A 23,445-nucleotide genomic window follows, 5' to 3' on the forward strand; every position below is an offset into this window, starting at 1 on the left:
ATTATTTATAGTTATTTTGAAATTCTTTTTGAAATCTTATACCCTTTTCTAGAAGTAGTTGTTGCTCTTCAGGCTCGACACTTTCACTAGATATGATTTTTTTATTGTGTACATATATTTTTTTAGCTGGAATTTGTACAGCTTCAGAAACTATTAAAAAAAGTTTATTATCAGCAAAATAGTATGATTCTGTGATTGACTTATCTATAATTTCAATATTTATTATTTTAGAAAGATCCTTTGTTGTAGCATCATAAAACACAGAATATTTGAAAGATCCAATATCTTTAAACCCCTCGTTATCTGTTAGAACGCCTTCCGTTCTGGTTTCAATCAAATTTTTGTTGGCATTAATTTTTATTGCTTGAGATTCCAAGTTTTTACTTGTAGTATCCTTATTAACTCCGCAAGAAACAATAATAAATGCAATGGCGAATAAGCTTAAATATTTATACATAATGTGCCTGATTTAAATCAAATTTAAAAACCCAAACAAATGTTCGGGCTTTTCTTTTAATACGTTAATTGAATTTAGTCAATGATAATTTTTTCAGATTTTGTGGTAGTTGCTGTAGCAAAATACACAATATATGCTCCGCTTGCAACATTAGAAATATTCAAGCCATGGTTTAGAGTTTCTGATGATAAATTTTGATACTGAACAACGGTTTGTCCATACATATTAATGATCATCAATTTACTAACATCATTTTTTAATCCTTTAATGAATAATTTGTCTGATGTGCTATTAAAGTACGTCAAATTGGATGAACGCTCAAATTCACTCACACCAAGCAACTTATTATTATTTTGAAACACTACCTCAAATCTATTTTTAAATTCACCTGATGTCGTAGTAAAATTATATGGTTGATCAGATTTTAAACTATGGTAGACATTTGTAAAATTATCTTTTAAATAAATGTCTTGCTCGGCAGCTATTGCCTCAATTTCAGTCATTTTAATTTCAAATGTATAATCACCAGCTGATTTAAAATTTAATGGTACAACTTTATCATTTGAGATTTGAGCGTAAGCCTGCATCATCATATTTTGATTATCTAAAATCAAGTTGAAATCATTAGCATTTTCTGTTGTGTTTTTGGCATCATAACCGTAATCATATTCATCGGTTGTGATGTTACTAAACCCGAGAAGCAATTCTTTTTTAGTGGCAGGACCATTAACCGAATTTAATTCTAAGCGAATTTTACTCATCACATTGCTATCTTCTTTAATGTTTTTAACTGGAATTGTTTCAAGTTGTTCACCATTTCTGAAAAATGTAGAACCATTATTAAAATAACCATCCGCATCTGCTTCTTTTTTAAAGACACGTTGACTATTTTTAAACGTCACATTTCCAGTTCCAATTATTTCTGTCATAAATGCTTGTCCTACCGGTAAAAATTTAGTTGGTATTTTTGTCCCATCTTGATTTCCATTTGTCGCACCCTCTATTCCAACAAATTGAAAAGCTCTTACTGAACCAAATTTATTGACAGTGGCATAGCCACCAGCATACTCATTTAAATAATGCGAACTTCCACTCCATTGTTGCCATAATTGTATTGATCCGTTTATGATGCCTATGTTGTCATCTATAAATTTAGAGATATCTAGTGCTGAAGGATATGGATTGCCTAATAAATAATCGGTTTTGGACACTGTAGCTACAGATCCTAGGCCTCCAACATCCGTAACAGGAACTAGAATAGTTCCATTATTAGGTTTTCCTTCAAAAATATATTGTTGATGATTCCCAGAATTTCCGGTACCTTTTTGTGAATAACCAACACCTGGTGGTATTGCGGTAGTGGGAGACAAACGTGCCCAATCCCAATAAGTCAACCCGTTTTTATATGTATATAACCATCGCGTGCTTATTTTACCAACTGCATCATGTGCAGAAGTAAATTGCACAGAATTAGAATTTCCTTCTTTAAGTAGATTTAAGCTAAATGTTGTGTTATTAGGATTATTGGTGGAGGCGTTGTTGTTGGTTAATGTGGTCGCTCCTGTGACCCCTACTGGTGAAGCCCAATAGTTATACCAAAACACATTGGAAGTTCCTTCCTGACGTCTTAATATCTTTCCATTAGCTGAAGTCACTAAATCAGAATTTTCCGTTTGTATCAGTTGCGAATCGTCCATCAAATTTAACGTACCATCTAATTTTAAATACCAACTGTTACTTATTGAATTATCGCCATTAACCGTTAGTGTTTTGCCACTATCAATTAGTAAGCCTAAATTTTTATGTGAATTGGCAGTAGTTATATTGTGCTCAATCTTTACAATGCTATAATCTTTATTATTTTGCACATCTTCAATATCCCACACATCGCCATGCAACCAAGTGTTTTCAGATGTCCAAGCACCATTCGCTTTAGTTACATAAGGTATAGGGGCTGTTTCCTCTTGAAAGGAAGTAATGTTTTTTAACCTAGTAACTCTATTTTTGGACGAAAAATCAGTAGTTCGAGAATTCGAAATTAAATTACTAAATGGATAATATGCCAATAAATTTGACCAGGCAATTGGAGCTTTTGATGTTATGTTAACGATACTTTTATCAATCACTTTTCCTTTTACAAAACCATCAACGTTTTTAATTTCCTGATACACCATAGGTTGTATCTGATCAGCAGATAGTGATGTATTAAATACACGAACTTCATCTACATCACCTTTAAAATATTCACTCCCTGTACCTGTTGATCTACGGCCAATTTCAAAATTACCATTTGTGGAAGAAGAATTGGAAATAGCAGATCCTGCACGAATATTTGAACTTTTTGCTAAAACTCCATCAATATATAGGCTCATAACGCCTGTGGAACTTTCATATGTTCCAGTAATATGATGCCATTCATTGTGTTTAATAGGTTTTGCTACGGAAATAGTTTTTGAGTTAGCTGCTGTGGTTAAGGTGAATGTCGGTTTATTACCATTTTTAAGCCATAATCTGCAACCCACATCTTCACCAGCAATGGTCATATTAGTTGAATTTCCAGCATCGGACAATACCCATGCCATGATGGTTACATTATTTAAACCATTAATAAAATTGGGGGTTGTAACATAATCATCTATCCCATCAAAATCTAATTTAGACTTTTCTATAAATGGGTTAACAATAATATCACCTCCACAATTTGCAAGAATTTCTTCATAGGTACTTGGTAATGACATGTTTATTACTATATCAATATCCTGTGTACAATTATTACAAACACTATCAAAACCACCACCATCATCCATGTCATAATACATATGTCCAGTGATAATTCCATTACTACTTAACACTGCATTTTGGCGCACAATAAGCAATGATGTAATATCATTACCTACTAGACTATAATTGTTCAAAATGATATTTTTAACTACCATAATATTATTATTAGTTAACACTGAACCGGTAAAATTTAACGTGCCATCTAAAATAAGTAACCCTTCATTGGTATAATCAGCATTTAAGTTCATGTTTGTATGAATATACATTGAACATAAATTTTTCAACCCACTACCTCCTCCTGAAGTTAAAGAACCAAATAATTCGAACAACCCACAATTATTAAAAAGGCCATTCATTGAAGAGTTTCCTTGTACAATGACCTTACCACTTGGATAGTTATTAATAGATCCATTTCCACCAAAAATTAAATCACCTCCAACATTTAACCGCCCTGCATTATTTACTGTTGCAGAACCCCCAGGTTCAAAATTCTCAGGTATGGACATGATACCATTAGTACCTATAGTTACCTTTAAACCTGAAAATAAACCTTTTTTCCTTGGTGCACTTATGAAATTAATTTCTCCTGCCGCTAATATTACTGAAGAGCTCGTAAAGCTTTTAACCCAACCTGTATATTTTTTACCAGGTGCTACATAAAATGACCCTTGAACATCAAAATCGAAATTACCAGTATAGCTAGCCATGATACATATAGATTCATCTGATTTTAAAGCAAGGGGTGGGCTTGTTTGTGACCCTGACGCATTAAACCATCCTAAAGCTGTATACGTATAAGTACATGTTGTGGGTTGGACAGGGGCAATAAAGGTATTACCACCACAGGTTTGGGCGTGGTTTACACTTACATAAAATAGGCTTAATAGGCCAATTAAAATTTGAAAAGCAGGTTTCATAGTAGAACATATTTAACTTAAGAATCATAAAAACTTATGTACTTTATTTTACTTGGAAGTACAATGGATGTTAATACTACTTGAGGGGTAGGTTGCAATCTTGAGGGATTAGATTGCAAGGATGTTAATTTATTAAGTACGGGTCTATGTAAATAACTCTGTAAAACTAACACAAGCAACACTTTAACAACAAAGTAGTCGATAAACAGTATTTATATTAGTTCTATAATCTACTCCATCGATTAAAGGAATATATAATCGTTAACGTACTTAATCTTTGCAAGTATTTTGACCTTTACCGTTAGTTTCAAAATAATGATTCAAATTAAAATCTTGATATACCGCTAATACAGAAGCATTCCCTATTGCATTTGCACTAGATGTTTATGTGTAACCTCCATTTTTTTAATAGTATTTTAACTTTGGCAATTGGGTCCAACTTTTAACTCACAACTTGAAGGATTTCCATAGTTATCATACAGTGTTATTGATTGTTAGGTTTTTAATTGTAGCTGGGTGATTTGCGGAAGTTTGATTGTCCTTCCATTGAAAACTAACGTCGATTTTTATACCAGGCACATTAGTTTGAGCAGATAGTCCACTAACCAAAAAGGCTAGTGATAATAATAAGAAAAGTTTTGAGTGTTGTAGGTTTAATAGTTTGGGACGATTTATGTAATGGTATAAATCTTATACAATCAGCGTATTGTATGTGAAATTACCGATATGCTACGTTTATATTAGTAAAATGAATAAATTTCCAATTAACGGAATATAAATCGGGATATATCCCCGTAAACTACTCATCATAATTTAAATATTAAATCATTCTCGTCAAATAAATACGAATAAGAAATTCATTAAACGATTGTTTTACTTAAAACAGCGCTTTTATCACTCCCCATTTTTTAAACAAGAAAACTCACCAAATCTTCGATTTTAGAGATGAGATGAATTTTGATGACCGTATTTTTAAGGGCTATTTTGTTATATTTAGAAACGAAAATACTTGAAAACCCTAACTTCTCGGCTTCAAGAATGCGTTGCTCGACCCTTTGGACAGGTCTGATTTCTCCTGAGAGACCAACTTCAGCGGCAAAACAGTAATCTTTAGGAATGGCCACATCTTCATTAGATGATAACACAGAGGCTACAACCGCCAAATCAATGGCAGGATCATCTACAGAAATACCGCCGGTGATGTTCAAAAACACATCTTTTGCCCCCAACCTAAATCCGGCACGTTTTTCTAATACCGCCAAGAGCATATTCAGCCGTTTAGCATTAAAACCAGTGGCAGACCGTTGTGGGGTTCCATAAACTGCTGTACTCACCAATGCTTGCACTTCAATCATCAGTGGGCGCATCCCTTCTAAAGTGGACGCAACCGCATTCCCTGAAAGCTCTTCGTCTTTTTTAGAAATTAGAATTTCTGATGGATTGGACACTTCACGTAGACCTGAACCCTGCATTTCATAAATGCCCAATTCATTGGTAGAGCCAAAACGGTTTTTATGTGCACGTAAAATACGGAACACGTGATTCCTATCGCCTTCAAATTGTAACACCGTGTCCACCATGTGTTCCAAAATTTTTGGACCCGCAATGTTACCATCCTTGGTAATATGCCCGATTAAAATAACTGGCGTGGCTGTTTCTTTAGCAAATTTTATGAGCTCCGTCGTACATTCCTTAATTTGGGAAATACTTCCTGATGACGATTCAATATAGTCACTATGTAAGGTTTGGATAGAATCAATAACCACAATATCTGGTTCCAAAGCTTCAATTTGCTTGAAAATGTTTTGGGTTTTTGTTTCGGTCAGAATATAGCAATTAGCGCTGTTAGGATTGATGCGTTCTGCACGCATCCTAATTTGTTGCTGGCTTTCTTCGCCAGAAACATAGAGTGTTTTGTAGGGCAATTTTAATGAAATTTGAAGCAACAGTGTGCTCTTTCCAATACCTGGCTCTCCTCCCAATAAAATTAAAGATCCAGGAACAATACCACCACCCAGTACCCGATTGAACTCCTCATCTTGAGTATTCATTCGCACCTCCTTAGTGACGTCAATTTCATTGATGCGTAAGGGTTTTGAAGTGCGTTTCACGGCTGATGTTGGGGTTTTCCAATCAGATTTTTCTTCCTTTTGAATGACTTCCTCCACAATGGTATTCCACTCTTTACACGCCGTACACTGCCCTTGCCATTTAGAATATTGGCTGCCACAGTTTTGACAAAAAAAAGTTGTTTTTATTTTGGCCATGCTTGAAAGTTTAGGCTAAAATAAAACTATTTGTGGTATAAATTATTATAGTTAAAAGTAATTGATGTTTTATAAATCGACGATCTCACTTTCATTCTCCGCAGTAACAATTCTAATCCCTTCTTCCTTTGACAGAATCAAATCTTAATTGATATAACCAGTAAATTACAACCACTTTAAACTTGGTGGTTTTATAGTTTCGATCCATATAACGCATCAATTCTAAAGTAATAAATTAAAAAATCCTGCTCCAAACTCCATAGGTAACCTTGAAATCTTATCAGATCTTTATAGCTGTCATAAAACTGTTCCTTTCCTCAAACAAAGCCGACATCAATAGCTTCTAGCATTTTACCCAAAACAGTTTGATAGGAGACGTATTCAACCATTGGCTCAAAACGATATCGCCATCAGGTACTTAAATGACAGGATATTTCAAATCTTAATTCAGATCATAATTTTTTGCAAGACTACTTTAAAATTTTAGGGCGTTTAGTTTTATGGATGCACACTCTTCAGATACTGTTTGTGCACTGATTGTAACAGTATACATTACGATGAATATTAGAAAGTAAGGCTTTTTTAATCCTTAAGTAGATTTAAGCTTTGGGACGATACTTAGAGTTAATCCTTACGAAACCGCTTTTTGACTAATTTTCGTCCTTGAGCGAATAAATTTTGTCTAATAAAACATCTTTATCAATAAAGTCAGATGCTTTTAAAAGCAAACCTGATTGGTAATATTGTAAGGCCTTTTTTAAGTTATTTTCTTGTTCATAATACATCCCGGTAAAATAGGCACTAATCATTGAGTCTGGGTATTCTTTACGTGCCAATTTTGACAATTCTTTTAAAGCGTCCAAATCATCTTTTTTAATAGCAGCCGCGGCTATTGCTTTCATATCATTCTCAACAACTTTTTTCTCAAATCCGTAAAACAGCTTAATATCGTTATATTTCTTTTCAAGATATTTAAAAGGACCTCCTTCATAAGTTAGCACCTGATCAGTATATTCTTGTTTACTGATAGGTTTATAGAGCGCAAAGATGTTATTTAGTGCTCTTGGAATTCCGAGACTTACTAATGAGTAATGGTCTGCATCAGTAAAATTATCAAATCTATAATGAAGTTTAGGATTGTCCAAGGAGGCCAATAGCGAATTATGCGTCAGAATTTTATCTTTTAACTGCGCAATATCATTGTCGGCAGTAGCCAAATAATAAAATGTATCTGTATTTATATACGTAAGACGTTCTTGAACTCTATTTGCCATTTCTGGGGCTAGATCTGGACTGAAGGCTATATAAGCTCTAAAAAGGGGATTATCTTTAAATAGGTAATAATTTAGAAAATTGGCACTTGAGTCGTGGCCAGTGAGAATTCTGAAATTTGAAACATTATACTTGTTTTCAATAAAAGGAATGAGTTCCATACCAATAAACTCGAAGAACGAAGCCCCTTCATGAGCAGGGAAATAAATATCTTTGTCGTAAAAAAGGTCTTTTTCCCGAGTTTCAACTTGATTGATGCCTACTACCACACATTTAGGTATTCCCCCCCAATAGGTCTGATAATCTAAATTACCCGCAAAAGGTTCAAACAGATAATCACCATCCAATACAATAATTAAGGGGTATTTATTTTTCTCTTCAGGATTGTAATTCCGCGGTAGCTGAATTTTTATTTCTCTGGTGTCACCTAATTTTGAGGAATAAAAAGGTTCATATATTACTTGAGCACTTATAGGTATACTCACTAAAAATAACAGTAGCAGGGTTAATCTTCTCATACAATTTGGGATTATAAGTAACCGCAAGTTAAAGAATTATTCCATTCAATTACCTATGCAGGTTAATGTTTAATAAAACTTAAAGATTACTTTTTACTCTTAGTTTTACTGTTATAAATTGGCAAAAACAAAAATGATAAGCTCCCTAGAACAATGATCATAATTGTTTGTGAAGCCCATATAATCCAACCAAAAGCAATGCTCGGATTTTCGGGAATATCAAACACAGAAAAGGCAGCACCAATAGCTAGGGGATAAACAAAAATACCGCCGTTAGTGGCCACAATAGTAAAACTTCCTGCAATAAACGCTATAAGAAGCGCGCCTATAGACACACCATTTAAATCTTCTACACCCAAGGTGGTAACATAAAACATCAAGAGATACATGAGCCAAATAAAAAGCGTGTGAAAGATAAAGGCCCACTTATGCTCCATCTTAAAAATACTTAAAATCCCTTCCAATAGTCCCATCACAAAATTTCGTACTTTTAGCGCAACTTTAGACTGACTCTTTCTAAGGTATAAAAAGAGAATGGTAACGACCACCAACCCAATAACCCCCATAAGGATTAATTTTTTGGGCTGAAAAGCATTTTCTAAAATTTTAAAAATAAAGTCGAACTGAATGAGAAATGTGATGCCCACGATGCTGAGCAGAATGACAAAATCAGCCATTCTTTCGGCTATAATGGTTCCGAAACTTTTTTGAAAAGGCACCTCTTCGTAGTTGGTTAACACGGCAGCCCTTAAAACTTCTCCAGACCTTGGAATCCCAAAATTTGCCAAATAGGCGATGAACACTGCCATGATACTGTTGGGCAACTTTACACTGTACCCCATGGGCTCCAACAGATACTTCCATCGGTACGCTCGGGATAAATTGCTGAGTAAACCAAGCCCCATTCCTAAAGCAATCCAACTGTAATTAGCCGATTTGAAATACGGTATGATTTTATCTATTGGTAATTTTGAAAAGGTGTACCACCCAAAAAAGACCGCCAACAAAAGAGGAAGGGCAATTCTGACTATTTTCTTGGTCTTAGGGCGCAATGCTATTTGAGTAAGTTGGTAGCTTCATCAGGAAACACCAAAGAAGGCTTAAAAGTTTTAGCTTCTTCAAGTTCCATAAATGCGTAGGTAATGAGTATTAGAGTGTCTCCAACAGCGACCTTTCGAGCAGCGGCTCCATTTAAAGTGATCTCACCAGAATTTCTTGGACCGGGAATCACATAGGTATCCAAACGTTCTCCGTTATCATTGTTGACAATTTGGACCTTTTCGCCTTGAATAATATTGGCGGCGTCCATTAAATCTTCATCAATAGTAATGCTGCCTATATAATTTAGTTCAGCTCCGGTACATTTGACACGGTGTATTTTCGATTTTACAACTTGTATTTGCATAGGGCAAAGGTAATTAATTAAGCGCTATATTATCTATAAGCCGGATATCTCCTGCAAATACTGCTATAAACGCTCTATATGATTTTGTGTTTTGTTTTGTTTCTACAGGTAGTAAGGTTTCTTCGTCAGCAATTGTAAAGTATTCCAACTGTAATAGCCCCTGCTTTTCAAACTGTTCTACTACCCATGTCGTAACCTTATTTGCACTTTCCGTGCCAAATCGTATTTTGGCAGCTTTTAGGGTTTCGTAAATAAAAGGCGCCGCTTCCCGGTGTGTTTTTGACAAGCGTTGGTTTCTTGAGCTCATGGCCAACCCGTCTTCAGCCCTAAATATATCGCACCCAATAACCTTTACACCAAGATGGTGTTTTTCTACAAGCTTCTCAATGATTCTGAGTTGTTGAAAATCTTTCTCACCAAAATAGGCGAAATCGGGTCTTACAATTTCAAACAGACGCTTCACGATAGTTCCTACACCATCAAAATGGCCTTTTCGAAACTTCCCTTCCATTTGATGCTCCAAACCATCAAAACTAAACGCTTCTGAGCTGATAAGTTCTCCATAGATATCCTCGACGGTTGGTGCATATACCACGATATCTTCTGAAAGTGATCGCAATAATTCGAGATCATGCTCTAAAGTTCGAGGGTATTCTTTAAGATCAGAGGAATTGTCAAACTGGGTTGGATTGACAAAAATACTCACCACCATTTTGGCGTTTTCCTTCAATCCTTTAACAATTATTGATAAATGACCTTCGTGCAGAGCACCCATTGTTGGCACAAAACCAAGGGTTTGATTTTTGGGCACCAACCCTTCCAGCACGTGTCTTAACTCTTCTTTTTTATGGCAGATTATCATTGTATAACAAAAAATTAACAGCCTGCAAACTTAAGATTTTACTCGCAATCTGCATAAATTTTTGTAATTTTGCGTGTTTTAAATTTTAACTTTTTTTAAACTACGTGATTTATGAAAGATAAGAGGATATTGTACGTGTCTTCCGAGGTTGTTCCTTATTTACCTGAGACTGAAATTTCTTCGATGTCATTTGAGGCTCCAAGAATGGTAAATAAACAAGGTGGACAAATACGAATATTCATGCCAAAGTATGGAAACATAAATGAACGTAGACACCAACTGCATGAAGTGATAAGACTTTCAGGTATAAACTTGGTCATCAACGATCTAGATATGCCTTTGATTATTAAAGTGGCTTCAATTCCTAAAGAAAGAATCCAAGTTTATTTTATTGATAACGAAGAATACTTTAAGAGAAAAGCAACCTTAACAGATGAAGACGGCCAGCTGTTTGCAGATAATGATGAGCGTGCTATATTTTTCGCAAAAGGCGTGATTGAAACGGTTAAAAAACTCAATTGGGCACCAGACATTATCCATGTTAATGGATGGTTGGCTTCCTTACTTCCTGTCTACTTGAAAGAGTACTATAAAAACGAACCTTTGTTTACTGACAGTAAAATTGTGACCTCTATATACAATCAAACCTTTGATGGGACGTTAGACAAAGGTATGATAAACAAAGTTAAATTTGATAACATTGATGATGCTGCAATTAAGGTTCTGGAAACCCCAAATTATAATAACCTTATGAAGATTGCAATTGATTATTCAGATGCTCTTATAAAAGGTTCAGCTGAACTGCCCCAAGAACTGGAAGACTACTTAAAAGCATCAGACAAACCCGTGTTAGACTATTTCTCCCAAGAAGACTTTGCTGAACCTTACACTGAGTTCTACAACACCAAAGTACTCAACTAATCATTAGCAAGACTATACTATTCGCTCTTCAATCCATTTAAAGATAGTAATGAAAAATAAAAAAATCGCCAATACACCCGTGTTTCTTCTTGTAGCATTAATGACCTTGTTCATTGCATGCGACAAAGATTATGTATCTCTTGATTCAGAAATTTCTGGTCAAAATAATTTTGGTGTGTCTGACACCAAATACGAAGTTACGGCCTACACCAACAAACTTAATCCCGTTCAAACCAATGGGTTGCCCTCTAATTTATTAGGCTATTATAAAGATCTAGTTTATGGCAGCACCACTGCAAACGTGGTAACACAATTGGCCCCCACCGTATATGATCCCATATTTCCTGATGAGGTCAGAGTAGACTCCGTGGTGCTTACGATCCCTTACTTTAGTAAAGCTACAGGCATTACAGATGGTGTAACAACCTATGCTTTGGATTCCATTTATGGTTCAAGCGCAATTAATTTGAAGGTGTATGAGAACACCTACTTTTTGAGAAGTTTTGATCCAAACTCGCAATTTAATAGTCCTCAAAAATATTTCTCTGACCGTTCATTGTCAGCTTCAACGCAAATTCCTTTAACTTCTCTAAGAGGAACGGTTTTGGAAAGCATAACGGAATTTACACCCAGTAATTCAGAAATAGCGCAGAAAATAGGCGAAGAGGTTACAAGGACAGCGCCGGCATTACGCCGCAAAATGGACACAGAATTTTGGAATAATAAAATCATTCTAAAAGAAGGTGGATCAGAATTAAGCAATTTGAACAACTTTCAAAATTACTTCAGAGGCGTTTACTTTGAAGCTGAAGCCATAAATGATAATGGCAGTATGATGCTTCTAAACTTTGCATCCTCCAACGCCAATATTACCTTATATTATAGCTCACCTCCCACTGGAACGGCAACTGAACGTGTCAACGGTAGTTATAAATTGAATTTTGCGGGCAATCGGGTGAATTTCTTTGAAAACGACTACTCATTCGCAATCCCTCAGGGCAATCCAACCACTGGTGATGAAAAACTATACCTTAAAGGTGGACAAGGCGCCATGGCGGTGATCGATTTATTTGGCGGTACTGATATTGACAACGATTTAGGAACCATAACGCCTTTTGAAGAGTTTAAAAACGCGTATGTTGAAACTGATACAGAAGGGAAATTTGTCAGAGCAAAACGAATGATCAATGAAGCTAACTTGGTGTTTTTTGTAGATCCGACGCTTACACAAGGCCAGGAGCCAGACAGAATTTATATTTACGACATAAAAAACAACACGACTTTATTTGATTATGGTTTTGAGTCTGCCGACAAGGTGTCGCCAAATGACTCTAGAACCAATCACCTTGGAAAATTAAAGCGTGATGGCGACGATAAAAATGCTCAAGGCATTAAATACAAAATCAGAATCACAGAGCACATCAAGAATCTTTTACTAAGAGATTCTACAAATGTCAGTCTCGGTTTGGCCGTGTCAACTAACGTTAATATTGAAGATGGAGCTACCCCGCTCTCTATTTTATCAGCAGACAATCAGCCCGTTAAAACAGTACCAGTAAGCGCTATTCTTTCTCCAAAGGGCACGGTGCTATATGGTAATAACACCACAAACGAAGATAAAAAGTTATATTTGGAGATATTTTATACTGAACCTAATAACTAATATTATGTGCGGAATTGTTGGCTATATAGGCCATAGAGAAGCTTACCCAATTATTTTAAAAGGATTAAAACGTCTAGAATACAGAGGTTATGATAGTGCCGGTATTGCTCTATTCGATGGTATAGACCTAAATATGTGCAAAACCAAGGGTAAGGTTGCTGATTTACAAGAACTTTTAGAAAATAAGATCTCTACTAGCGGCCAATTAGGTATTGGACATACTCGTTGGGCAACCCACGGAGTACCAAATGATGTGAACTCCCATCCGCATTATTCTAATTCCGGCAATTTGATCATCATCCATAATGGTATTATAGAAAATTATGATGCTCTAAAAAAAGAATTAATTAAACGTGGTTACACTTTTCAATCAGATACGGATACAGAAGTACTGATCAATTTGATTGAAGATGTCATGATCAATGAAAAAGTCAAACTTGGAAAGGCGGTTCAAATAGCATTAAACCAAGTTGTTGGCGCTTACGCTATTGCGGTGTTTGATAAAACAAGACCAAAAGAAGTTGTAGTTGCTAAGCTGGGTAGCCCGCTGGCCATTGGTATTGGTGATGGTGAATTTTTTGTGGCCAGTGATGCATCTCCTTTTATAGAGTTTACTGACAATGCCATCTATCTTGAAGATGAAGAAATGGCCATTCTCAGACTTGATAAAGACATTAAAATCAGAAAGATTGCAGATGACTCTTTGGTTAATCCTTACATCCAAAAATTACAACTCAATCTTGAACAGATAGAAAAAGGTGGTTACGATCATTTCATGCTTAAAGAAATCTACGAGCAACCCTTAGCAATTAAAGATACTTACAGAGGCCGTTTATTGGTTAATGAAGCCATCATAAAATTGTCTGGTGTTGAAGACAATATGAAACGATTTTTAAATGCTGATCGTATTATCATTGTGGCATGTGGTACCTCATGGCATGCAGGATTGGTTGCCGAATATATTTTTGAAGACTTAGCCCGAATTCCTGTTGAGGTAGAATACGCATCAGAATTTAGATATAGAAATCCAGTTATTACAGAAAAAGATGTTGTGATTGCCATCTCACAATCGGGTGAAACTGCAGATACTTTGGCTGCTATTAAATTAGCCAAATCGAAAGGCGCTTTTGTATTTGGAGTGTGCAACGTTGTTGGATCTTCGATAGCGAGAGAAACAGATGCAGGTGCTTATACGCACGCTGGACCAGAAATTGGTGTAGCTTCCACAAAAGCATTCACCACACAAATTACAATTTTAACCTTAATAGCCCTACGTCTTGCCCGCGCTAAAGGCACCATGTCCAGCTCTGACTATCGCAGACAATTACAAGAGTTAGAATTAATTCCAGAAAAAGTTACCGAGGCTTTAAAAGCTGATAAGCACATCCAGGCCATTGCTGAAACATACAAAGATTCGCGCAACATGCTTTATCTTGGTAGAGGTTACAATTTTCCTGTGGCTTTAGAAGGTGCTCTAAAACTCAAGGAAATCTCCTATATCCATGCGGAAGGTTACCCTGCTGCAGAAATGAAACACGGGCCTATTGCATTAATTGATGAAAATATGCCGGTTATAGTTATTGCCACTAAGAAGGGGCATTACGAAAAAGTAGTCAGTAACATCCAAGAGATTAAGGCGAGAAAAGGTAAAATTATCGGTATTGTTACCCAAGGAGATGTTAGTGTAAGAGAACTTGCTGATCACGTGATAGAAATTCCGGAAACTTTAGAAAATCTATCGCCGTTATTAACAACTATCCCTTTACAACTTCTCTCCTACCACATTGCGGTTATGTTAGGTAAAAACGTAGACCAACCGCGAAACCTAGCTAAATCAGTAACAGTGGAATAAGATTGTTAGGTTTACAATATATCATTTGTAAAAAGGCCAAAAACTATTAAATTTTAGTTTTTGGCCTTTTTTTTAAAGAATTCCTCATATTTTAAGACGTTTTGTTGCGAAATAATACTATGCATGCATAATTTTTGAAAAAATCAATTCAAAGTATTATTTTATTATTTATATTGGTATCCAAATTAACTAATTTCCCAAAATGAAAACAATTCTTAAGATTATGATGCTGTTCTGCGTGGCGCTTACATATTCGCAAACAACAGTCACTGGAAAAGTAACCGACGCAAATGGCCAACCACTGCCAGGCGCTAACGTCATTGTTGTAGGCACAAGCACTGGGACAATATCGGATTTTGATGGTAATTACGTTTTAAACACCTCTCAAACGCCTCCTTTTTCTATTCGGGTTAGTAGTGTTGGTTTTGATACTGTTACCAAGGAAGTTACCTCAGCAAATCAGACTATCGATTTCAAATTAACCGAAGGAACATCGTTAGATGAAGTGGTTATTTCTGCTTCCAGAACACCGGAACGTGTCTTTGAATCGCCCGTAACTGTTGAAAGATTTGGTCTTAAAGAAATTAAAAACACTGCCTCTGCGGGATTTTATGACGGATTAGAGAACCTTAAAGGTGTCGATGTGAACACTAATAGTTTAACCTTTAAATCTATTAACACTAGAGGCTTCGCAACGTTTGCAAATACGCGTTTTATGCAATTGGTAGATGGTATGGACAACTCCTCACCTGCACTAAACTTCCCAATCGGAAATTTAGTGGGTATGAATGAAACAGATGTCTTAAGTGTTGAGTTATTACCAGGTGCCGCTTCCGCTTTGTACGGAGCTAATGCATTTAACGGAATTCTCTTTATGCGTAGTAAGAATCCTTTCGATTTTCAGGGCATTAGTGGCTACCACAAACAAGGAATTACCTCACAGGATGCAAGTGGAGATAATACCTATAGAGATTCTGGACTAAGAATGGCTTATAAATTTACTGATCATTTTGCCGCAAAAGTCAATTTTGGCTGGTTGAAAGGAACCGATTGGACGGCCAATAATTATGATGGAAAACCAGGCACTGGTAATACTAGAGCGAGTATAGACTATGACGGCTACAATATATACGGGGATGAAGTATCCACGAATATTAGAGCTGCTTCTGGCGGATTAGGAGTTGTTCCTGATGTAGTTGTTAGTAGAACCGGATATGAAGAACGCGATTTAACTGATTATAACGCAGAAAGTATAAAAGCTGATTGGGGACTCTATTTCCGTCCGTGGGCTAATGATTTTGAAATTCAATATGTTGGTAAAGTTGGTACAGGTTCTACTATTTACCAAGGCACCAATAGATATGCCATTACTGATTTCACACAGCAACAACATAAAATTGAGGTTAAGAATAACAATTTCTTCCTAAGGGGTTATGTAGTTTCTGATAATGCTGGAGATTCTTATGATATGGTTTTCACTGGAATCAATATTAACCGTGCTTGGAAATCAGACACACAGTGGTTTGGTGAGTATATTCAAACCTATGCTGGGGCAACGTTCAGCGGAGCAACAGATGCACAAGCGCATGCTGCAGCAAGACAAGTAGCAGAAACAGGCAGATTTCAACCAGGCACTCCTGAATTCAAGAATGCTTTCGATAGAATTATTTCAGATCCTGACTTTTCTCAAGGTTCTCAATTTAAGGATCAATCTAAATACACTCATGTTGATGGGAATTATAATTTCAGTCACTTATGGGACGTCATCGATATCCAATTGGGTGGTTCTTACAGAAAATATGACTTAAATTCTTCTGGTACCATCTATACCGATTATGACGGATCCATCCCATATTCAGAGTATGGTGTATACACACAAATGCAAAAAGTATTTGACCTAGGTGAAGCAATGAACTTAAAATTGACCGCTTCTGCACGTTATGACAAATCAGAATTTTTTGACGGATTCTTATCTCCAAGAATTTCTGCAGGGTTTACAGTAAACCAAAATCATAATATTAGAGCTTCTGTACAGACAGGTTTTAGAAACCCTACAACACAGGATTTATTTATTGGACTTGATGCCGGGAGAGCAATTTTAGTTGGTTCAGCACCTTCAAATCTAGACCGATATTCCCGTTCTTATAATGTGAGTGCCGCTGGACAAGCTGGGTTCGGTCAACCAGCACAAATAACCCAAACGGGTGGCGCTGCGTATACTAATTCTTACTTAGCATCTTCCGTTAGAGCCTTTGCACAATCTGAAAATCCTGCCGATTTAGAGATTGGAAACTCTGCCTTGGTGACTCCTGAAAAAATTACAACTGCAGAAGTTGGCTATAGAGGTAAACTAAATAAAGTGATTGTTGATATGAGTGTATATTACAATAAATACCAAGATTTTATTTCTGGGGAAGTTGTGGTAGCACCACTTTATGGAACTGTAGGCGACAATGCATTGTCTATAGCTGCTATTGCCAACGGCGATTATAAAGCGTATCAAACATATACCAATAGTAAAGCTGATGTTAACTCTTATGGCGGCTCTATTGGATTATCCACAAAAATATTCGGCGATTTTGACTTAGGTGGTAGTTACACCTACACTAAACAGGATTTTGATCAAGCAGCATTTCCTGATTTCAAAACGAGTTTTAACACTCCAGAACATAAAACAAAAATCAACTTCGGAAATGCCAACTTATTCAAAAATTTTGGATTTAACACCGCTTGGAGATGGAGCGATAATTACTTCTGGCAGGCCACATTTGGTGACGGCCAAATCCCAGCTTATCACGCCCTGGACGCACAAATCAATTACACAGTACCGTCTTTGAAATCTACTTTTAAAGCAGGTGCAACTAATGTTCTTGGTGAAGAATACTTTACTGCAATTGGTACAGGTTCTATAGGATCAATGTATTACATCTCCTGGACGATCAACAACTTATAAAAAATTAAACAATGAAAACTATAAAATATTTATTGCTGTCTGCTATATTAGTTGGTTTTACAGCGTGTAGTGAAGATGACTACGATTATAACCCCGCGCCAGAACCACTTCCCGAGTTAACCGCTGGCACGGCAGACTTCTCAAAATATGTGGCTGTAGGCGCGTCATTTTCAGCTGGTTTTACGGATAACGCTCTTTTTATTAAAGGGCAAGAAAACTCTTTCCCTAATATTCTAGCGCAGCAATTTGCAAAAGTAGGTGGTGGTGCGTTCTCACAACCTTTAATGAAAGATAATATTGGAGGGCTTATTTTAGGCTCAACCGTTGTTGCGGCACCAAGACTCTATCTCGATTTATCTGGATCAAGCCCTGCACCTAAATTATTGAACGCAACTCCAACAACGCAACTTACAGATGTGTTATCAGGACCTTTTAATAACTATGGTATTCCTGGGGCTAAAAGTTTCCATTTAGGGATTCAAGGCTATGGCTCTTTAAATCCTTATTTCGGACGTATGGCATCTAGTGCGACAGCATCAGTTATTGGTGATGCGGTAGCTCAAAATGCCACATTCTTTACATTGTCTGAAATTGGCGGTAATGATGTGTTGTCCTATGCCACTTCTGGTGGAATCGGCATGAACCAAGTAGGCAACTTTAACCCTGCTACTTATGGCGGTAATGATATTACTGATCCTAATGTGTTTGCAGCATCTTTTGAAGCTACAGTTAAAGCGCTTACAAGTAATGGCGCTAAAGGCGCTGTTGCCAATGTGCCTTATATTACCAACCTAGCTCATTTTACAACAGTACCTCACAAACCGCTAAGTCCAGCAAATCCAGCATTCGGTCCTCAAATTCCATTATTGAACAACATTTTTGGAGCTTTAAACCAAATTTTTGCCCAAGTTGATCCGAGTAGACAAATTGTTTTTTCTACAACAGCAGCAAGTGCTGTGGTTATTCACGATGAAAGTTTAACAAACATTGCACCTATAATTGAAGGTGCATTAAACGCAAGTCCAACATTCCCGGCCTTTATTGCACAGTTTGGTTTACCGGCTGAAGCTGCACCGTTAGTTGCTAAACTTTTAGCAAACACATACGGTCAGGCAAGACAAGCTACTGCAAACGATTTATTAGTGCTGCCAAGCATGAATACCATAGGAACAGTTAATATGGCAGTCGTTCAAGCATTAATGGCGCAAGGGGTATCGCAAGCTCTGGCTGGTCAATTTTCTGTTGAAGGCGTTACTTTACCTTTAGAAGATAAATGGGTTCTTATCCCGAGTGAACAAGAAAACATTAAGACTGCTACAGATGCTTATAACCAATCTATTGCAGCTGTTGCGGCGCAATACAATTTGGCTATGGTTGATTTTAAGAGCATCTTACAGACAGCCTCATCGACAGGATTTGCAGATGGCGATTTCATCTTTACCACCAAACTAGTATCTGGCGGATTAATTAGTTTAGATGGCGTACATTTAACCTCAAGAGGCTATGCGCTTATGGCAAATGAATTTTTGAAAGCTATTGATGCTCAGTATGGCTCCAATTTTATTGCTGCCGGAGTAAAGGCTAACCCTGGAGATTATCCAACAAATTACAATAAAGACTTAAGATAATTAAGACTAAACTTTAGATACCAAACACCTTTGCGAAGAAGGTGTTTTTTTATGCTAAAAAAGCCAATAAAAGGGGTTTATAATTAGGTAAAAAACTATATCTTTGCAGCGCGAAAAACAAAGTATCCAATTTGATTGGGTGACAATATTTTTGCAAAATATTTCAATTCAACATTAAACATATAAGTAATGTCAAAAGTTACAGGTAAAGTTGCACAAATCGTTGGTCCAGTTATCGACGTAGCCTTTAAAGCGGGTTCAAGCCTTCCAAAAATCTATGATTCTTTAGAAATTATAAGACCTGACGGTTCTTTATTGGTACTAGAAGTTCAATCGCATATTGGTGAACACACCGTTCGTACTATCGCTATGGATTCTTCTGATGGACTCAGCAGAGGCACTGAAGTTGTAGCAACCGGCGCTCCTATTCAAATGCCAGTTGGCGTGGATGTTTACGGACGATTATTTAATGTTATCGGAGATGCCATTGATGGACTGGGCGATTTGCCTAAAGCTGGCGATGCCGGTTTACCGATCCACAGACAAGCTCCTAAATTTGAAGATCTATCAACTTCAACAGAAGTTTTATTTACAGGTATCAAAGTAATCGATTTAATTGAGCCTTACGCAAAAGGTGGTAAAATTGGTTTATTTGGTGGTGCTGGTGTTGGTAAAACAGTATTGATTCAGGAGTTGATAAACAATATTGCAAAAGGTCACGGTGGACTTTCAGTATTTGCTGGAGTTGGAGAAAGAACTCGTGAAGGAAATGACCTTTTGAGAGAGATGCTAGAGTCAGGAATTATCAGATACGGTGATGACTTTATGCACTCTATGGAAGAAGGCGGATGGGATTTATCTAAAGTTGATAAATCTGTGATGAAAGAATCAAAAGCGACTTTCGTTTTTGGTCAAATGAATGAGCCTCCTGGAGCTCGTGCTCGTGTCGCATTATCAGGTTTAACTATTGCAGAATATTTCCGTGATGGTGCTGGTGAAGCCCAAGGTAAAGACGTCTTATTCTTCGTTGACAATATATTCCGTTTTACACAAGCGGGTTCTGAAGTATCTGCATTATTAGGCCGTATGCCTTCTGCAGTAGGTTACCAACCAACATTGGCAACTGAAATGGGTGCGATGCAGGAGCGTATTACCTCAACAAAAAGAGGCTCTATTACATCTGTACAAGCTGTTTACGTACCTGCCGATGATTTAACGGATCCTGCACCGGCAACAACATTTGCCCATTTAGATGCCACAACCGTATTATCACGTAAAATTGCTGAGCTAGGTATTTATCCTGCGGTAGATCCATTAGATTCTACATCAAGAATTTTATCGGCAGATATTTTAGGTAGTGAGCATTACAACTGCGCAACTCGCGTAAAAGAATTATTACAACGCTATAAAGAACTACAAGATATTATTGCCATATTAGGTATGGAAGAATTATCTGAAGAAGATAAATTAGCTGTAAATAGAGCAAGACGTGTACAACGTTTCTTATCTCAACCATTCCATGTTGCTGAGCAATTTACAGGGATTCCAGGAGTATTGGTTGACATTAAAGAAACTATCAAAGGTTTCAACATGATTATGGAAGGTGAATTAGATCACTTACCAGAAGCGGCTTTCAACCTTAAAGGAACCATTGAAGAAGCAATCGAGTCTGGAGAGAAAATGCTTGCTGAAGCTTAAAAATAATCAAATGTCACCCTGAGCGCAGTCGAAGGGTCTCAGTTAAAACAATTAGATTCCCTTTTTTTTAAGGGAGAAGTATAACAAGTTTTACTATGTATTTAGAAATCGTATCCCCAGAAGCATCCTTAGTAAGTGGCAATGTAGAAAGTGTGACTGTGCCAAGTGTAGAAGGAGAGTTCCAAATGTTGAATAATCACGCCGCAATTGTTGCTATCCTTGTTAAAGGGAAAGTAAAGTTTAAAGGAGATGCTACCATTGCTGATGGACAGGAAAAAAACTTTACAAAGGAAGATGGCCAATGGGTGATGCAAATTAACAGTGGAACGGTAGAAATGAAAGATAATAATGTGATTGTATTAGTCGACTAACTAATTTAGCAATCCTTAGAGAAAAAAAAATCACGCTAAAAAGCGTGATTTTTTTTGGTTCATACTTTAGAAGCCAACCAGCCTGATTGCTTCTCTTTTATCTTTTTAGTGAATTCTTTTGATGTCGCATCCATCAACCTTAAGTCATAAGATACATCGGTACCAATGGTTAAGTCCAATTCTTTCTGATTCCCGTACCGCTCCAACTTAACGGGCACCATCTGCCCTATTTTAAGGCTATTTAAAACCGAATTGACACTGACCCCGCCCTCAATCTCCAGGTCGCCAATTTGAAGTATCTTATCCCCTTTCTGAAAACCGGCGTTATAAGCTGAAGATCCAATCTTAGGATTGTTTGTTATGGTTTGGTTTCTGACCATCGCACCAAAGTCAATATTATGTTTCGTTTCTAAAGTCACCCCTACATTTTTTAGTAAGCGTTCATAATCTGGCATCCCACTTTTATAAATGTAATTTCCAAAAAAATCATCCGCAAATTGTTTGCCAGCGAAGCTCACCAGGCTTTGATGTAAGTTCTCCACCGTATAACCCATCTCAGTTTTTCCATAGGTATTCCAAACTAAAGTCATATACGTATCAAGCGTCAGATTCTGTTCTCTTAAGGATAAATCTAAAGTCAGGCCCAACATGCTCCCATAAGAATAATAAGAAATAAAGGTGTTCCCTCTATTGGTTTCATCAACAGATTTCGCAGCATCCACAAAAGGCGCCTGGTAGCTCATTTCTATCGGATTGAAAAACTGTCTTCCAGGAGATGTCCACACGTAGTTGAACGTTCTGACGAGTCCTTGAATATAGTTTTCCTGACTCATGATGCCTGATCTTACTAAAGACAAATCATCGTAATAGCTAGTAAATCCTTCGGCAAACCACAATTCGCCACTCATATTGGCTTTTGAAAAATCAAATGGTTCCAAAGATTTTGGTCGTATGCGCTCCACATTCCAACAATGGAAAAACTCATGCGCTACTGTGCCAATATTACCTTCCAAGCCACCTTGTGACAAACTTCTGGAACTTGGAATAGACGTTGAGTTTCGATGCTCCATCCCATCGCCGGTAGCATTAGGCATGTAGCAGGCCAGAAACCTATATTCAGCATAATCAAAATTTGGCAGTTCTCCAAACACCATCATCTGTTCTAAAACTACTTTTTTTACCTTTTCAAAATAGGTATCTAATTGAGCTTCTGAAGCTGCATCATCATGCAGGACCAAAATAATTTTTTGCCCTTTCACGTCAAAAGAACGCTCTCTAAAATTGGCAATTTCTATAGGACTATCCATAAAATATTGGAGGTCTTTAGCGTAGTAAGTATTGTTTTGCTGATGCCTTAATTGAGTAGCAATTTTCCAATCTAAATCTTCACGAACCTTAAAGGTCACCTCTATTTCTTGAGCTTCAAGTTCAGACACGTACATAAAGGTTGCGGGCGCATTTAAATGTGCATGGGTCTCATCAACCTGCGCATAAGTGCCATCACCATGGTTCGCAAATAAGGTATAGCTCACAGTAATACTGCCATCATGACCTTTTACTTCCCAAGAATATGGATCAGGTCGTGTAGCTTCAAGTGCCTTGCCCTGACCATCAATAACCTTCACGTTATAAACGTTTTTTGCAAACTCATGCAGCGCATAGCGTCCTGGCGAAGACCGACTCATCCGGAACGTTGTAATATCAGATTTTAAATTTGTAAAGGTTGCTTGAATTGTTGCTTCATGATGCATGGCGCTCTCAAAAGAAATGATATACTTTGAAGAAATTTGCGCTTGAAAAACGAATGACGACAAGAAAAACGTCAGACAAAAAATAATACGAACCATATTTTGGAATTTTGATTCTCAAATATACAATGT

Annotated in this window: 15 protein-coding genes; 7 read left to right on the forward strand and 8 right to left on the reverse strand. The window is 36.9% G+C overall.

Annotated elements, in window-relative coordinates; translation table 11 throughout:
* Position 1: 1 nt before the first annotated feature.
* The 7 genes from JEM65_RS16725 to panC all read right to left on the reverse strand — a co-directional run bounded on the left by JEM65_RS16725 (position 2) and on the right by panC (position 10,479).
* A complete protein-coding gene (locus JEM65_RS16725; RefSeq protein ID WP_199602087.1) occupies positions 2-457 on the reverse strand; it encodes a hypothetical protein in 456 nt (151 codons plus the stop codon).
* Between the two features lie 74 nt (positions 458-531).
* Positions 532-4,155 carry a LamG-like jellyroll fold domain-containing protein gene (locus JEM65_RS16730; protein ID WP_199602091.1) on the reverse strand — a complete coding sequence of 1,208 codons (3,624 nt, stop codon included), beginning with the start codon at positions 4,153-4,155 and terminating at the stop codon, positions 532-534.
* A 908-nt stretch (positions 4,156-5,063) separates the two neighbouring features.
* A complete protein-coding gene (gene radA / locus JEM65_RS16735; protein WP_199602093.1) occupies positions 5,064-6,422 on the reverse strand; it encodes a DNA repair protein RadA in 1,359 nt (452 codons plus the stop codon).
* Between the two features lie 650 nt (positions 6,423-7,072).
* Entirely contained in the window at positions 7,073-8,212 is a 1,140-nt protein-coding gene (locus JEM65_RS16740) for an alpha/beta hydrolase (protein ID WP_199602095.1), read from the reverse strand.
* Positions 8,213-8,298: 86 nt separating this feature from the next.
* Positions 8,299-9,264: a lysylphosphatidylglycerol synthase transmembrane domain-containing protein gene (locus JEM65_RS16745; RefSeq protein WP_199602097.1), complete on the reverse strand. Its 966-nt coding sequence runs from the start codon at positions 9,262-9,264 to the stop codon at positions 8,299-8,301.
* A 2-nt stretch (positions 9,265-9,266) separates the two neighbouring features.
* Positions 9,267-9,617, reverse strand: coding sequence for an aspartate 1-decarboxylase (gene panD, locus JEM65_RS16750; protein ID WP_066438671.1), 351 nt, complete (start codon positions 9,615-9,617; stop codon positions 9,267-9,269).
* Positions 9,618-9,630: 13 nt separating this feature from the next.
* Positions 9,631-10,479 (reverse strand): pantoate--beta-alanine ligase, encoded by an 849-nt coding sequence (gene panC, locus JEM65_RS16755; RefSeq protein ID WP_199602099.1) that lies wholly within the window; start codon positions 10,477-10,479, stop codon positions 9,631-9,633.
* 111 nt (positions 10,480-10,590) lie between these two features.
* On the opposite strand from panC, the gene JEM65_RS16760 reads away from it, so the two are divergent.
* The 7 genes from JEM65_RS16760 to JEM65_RS16790 all read left to right on the forward strand — a co-directional run bounded on the left by JEM65_RS16760 (position 10,591) and on the right by JEM65_RS16790 (position 21,565).
* Complete coding sequence (locus JEM65_RS16760; protein ID WP_199602101.1) at positions 10,591-11,400, forward strand: glycogen/starch synthase; 810 nt, start codon at positions 10,591-10,593, stop codon at positions 11,398-11,400.
* Positions 11,401-11,449: 49 nt separating this feature from the next.
* Positions 11,450-13,063 (forward strand): DUF4270 domain-containing protein, encoded by a 1,614-nt coding sequence (locus JEM65_RS16765; RefSeq protein ID WP_199602103.1) that lies wholly within the window; start codon positions 11,450-11,452, stop codon positions 13,061-13,063.
* A gap of 4 nt (positions 13,064-13,067) precedes the next feature.
* Positions 13,068-14,915 carry a glutamine--fructose-6-phosphate transaminase (isomerizing) gene (gene glmS, locus JEM65_RS16770; RefSeq protein WP_199602105.1) on the forward strand — a complete coding sequence of 616 codons (1,848 nt, stop codon included), beginning with the start codon at positions 13,068-13,070 and terminating at the stop codon, positions 14,913-14,915.
* Between the two features lie 202 nt (positions 14,916-15,117).
* Positions 15,118-17,868, forward strand: a complete 2,751-nt coding sequence (locus JEM65_RS16775; RefSeq protein WP_199602107.1) for a TonB-dependent receptor — start codon at positions 15,118-15,120, stop codon at positions 17,866-17,868.
* An 11-nt stretch (positions 17,869-17,879) separates the two neighbouring features.
* Positions 17,880-19,496 carry a G-D-S-L family lipolytic protein gene (locus JEM65_RS16780; RefSeq protein WP_199602109.1) on the forward strand — a complete coding sequence of 539 codons (1,617 nt, stop codon included), beginning with the start codon at positions 17,880-17,882 and terminating at the stop codon, positions 19,494-19,496.
* A 189-nt stretch (positions 19,497-19,685) separates the two neighbouring features.
* Positions 19,686-21,194: a F0F1 ATP synthase subunit beta gene (gene atpD / locus JEM65_RS16785; RefSeq protein ID WP_199602111.1), complete on the forward strand. Its 1,509-nt coding sequence runs from the start codon at positions 19,686-19,688 to the stop codon at positions 21,192-21,194.
* Positions 21,195-21,289: 95 nt separating this feature from the next.
* Entirely contained in the window at positions 21,290-21,565 is a 276-nt protein-coding gene (locus JEM65_RS16790) for a F0F1 ATP synthase subunit epsilon (RefSeq protein ID WP_199602113.1), read from the forward strand.
* A gap of 59 nt (positions 21,566-21,624) precedes the next feature.
* Here the strand turns inward: JEM65_RS16790 and JEM65_RS16795 are convergent, their stop codons facing one another.
* Complete coding sequence (locus tag JEM65_RS16795) at positions 21,625-23,412, reverse strand: M61 family metallopeptidase (RefSeq protein WP_199602115.1); 1,788 nt, start codon at positions 23,410-23,412, stop codon at positions 21,625-21,627.
* Positions 23,413-23,445: the final 33 nt, after the last annotated feature.

Origin of the sequence: Gelidibacter salicanalis (assembly GCF_016469035.1) — a bacterium.
GTDB classification, from domain to species: Bacteria; Bacteroidota; Bacteroidia; order Flavobacteriales; family Flavobacteriaceae; genus Gelidibacter; species Gelidibacter salicanalis_A.

Coding starts and splice junctions, on each gene's coding strand:
- JEM65_RS16765 (WP_199602103.1), top strand. CDS start 11,450: ATGAAAAATAAAAAAATCGCCAATACACCCGTGTTTCTTCTTGTAGCA.
- panD (WP_066438671.1), bottom strand. CDS start 9,617: ATGCAAATACAAGTTGTAAAATCGAAAATACACCGTGTCAAATGTACC.
- radA (WP_199602093.1), bottom strand. CDS start 6,422: ATGGCCAAAATAAAAACAACTTTTTTTTGTCAAAACTGTGGCAGCCAA.
- JEM65_RS16730 (WP_199602091.1), bottom strand. CDS start 4,155: ATGAAACCTGCTTTTCAAATTTTAATTGGCCTATTAAGCCTATTTTAT.
- JEM65_RS16725 (WP_199602087.1), bottom strand. CDS start 457: ATGTATAAATATTTAAGCTTATTCGCCATTGCATTTATTATTGTTTCT.
- JEM65_RS16775 (WP_199602107.1), top strand. CDS start 15,118: ATGAAAACAATTCTTAAGATTATGATGCTGTTCTGCGTGGCGCTTACA.
- JEM65_RS16795 (WP_199602115.1), bottom strand. CDS start 23,412: ATGGTTCGTATTATTTTTTGTCTGACGTTTTTCTTGTCGTCATTCGTT.
- JEM65_RS16760 (WP_199602101.1), top strand. CDS start 10,591: ATGAAAGATAAGAGGATATTGTACGTGTCTTCCGAGGTTGTTCCTTAT.
- glmS (WP_199602105.1), top strand. CDS start 13,068: ATGTGCGGAATTGTTGGCTATATAGGCCATAGAGAAGCTTACCCAATT.
- panC (WP_199602099.1), bottom strand. CDS start 10,479: ATGATAATCTGCCATAAAAAAGAAGAGTTAAGACACGTGCTGGAAGGG.
- JEM65_RS16790 (WP_199602113.1), top strand. CDS start 21,290: ATGTATTTAGAAATCGTATCCCCAGAAGCATCCTTAGTAAGTGGCAAT.
- atpD (WP_199602111.1), top strand. CDS start 19,686: ATGTCAAAAGTTACAGGTAAAGTTGCACAAATCGTTGGTCCAGTTATC.
- JEM65_RS16780 (WP_199602109.1), top strand. CDS start 17,880: ATGAAAACTATAAAATATTTATTGCTGTCTGCTATATTAGTTGGTTTT.
- JEM65_RS16740 (WP_199602095.1), bottom strand. CDS start 8,212: ATGAGAAGATTAACCCTGCTACTGTTATTTTTAGTGAGTATACCTATA.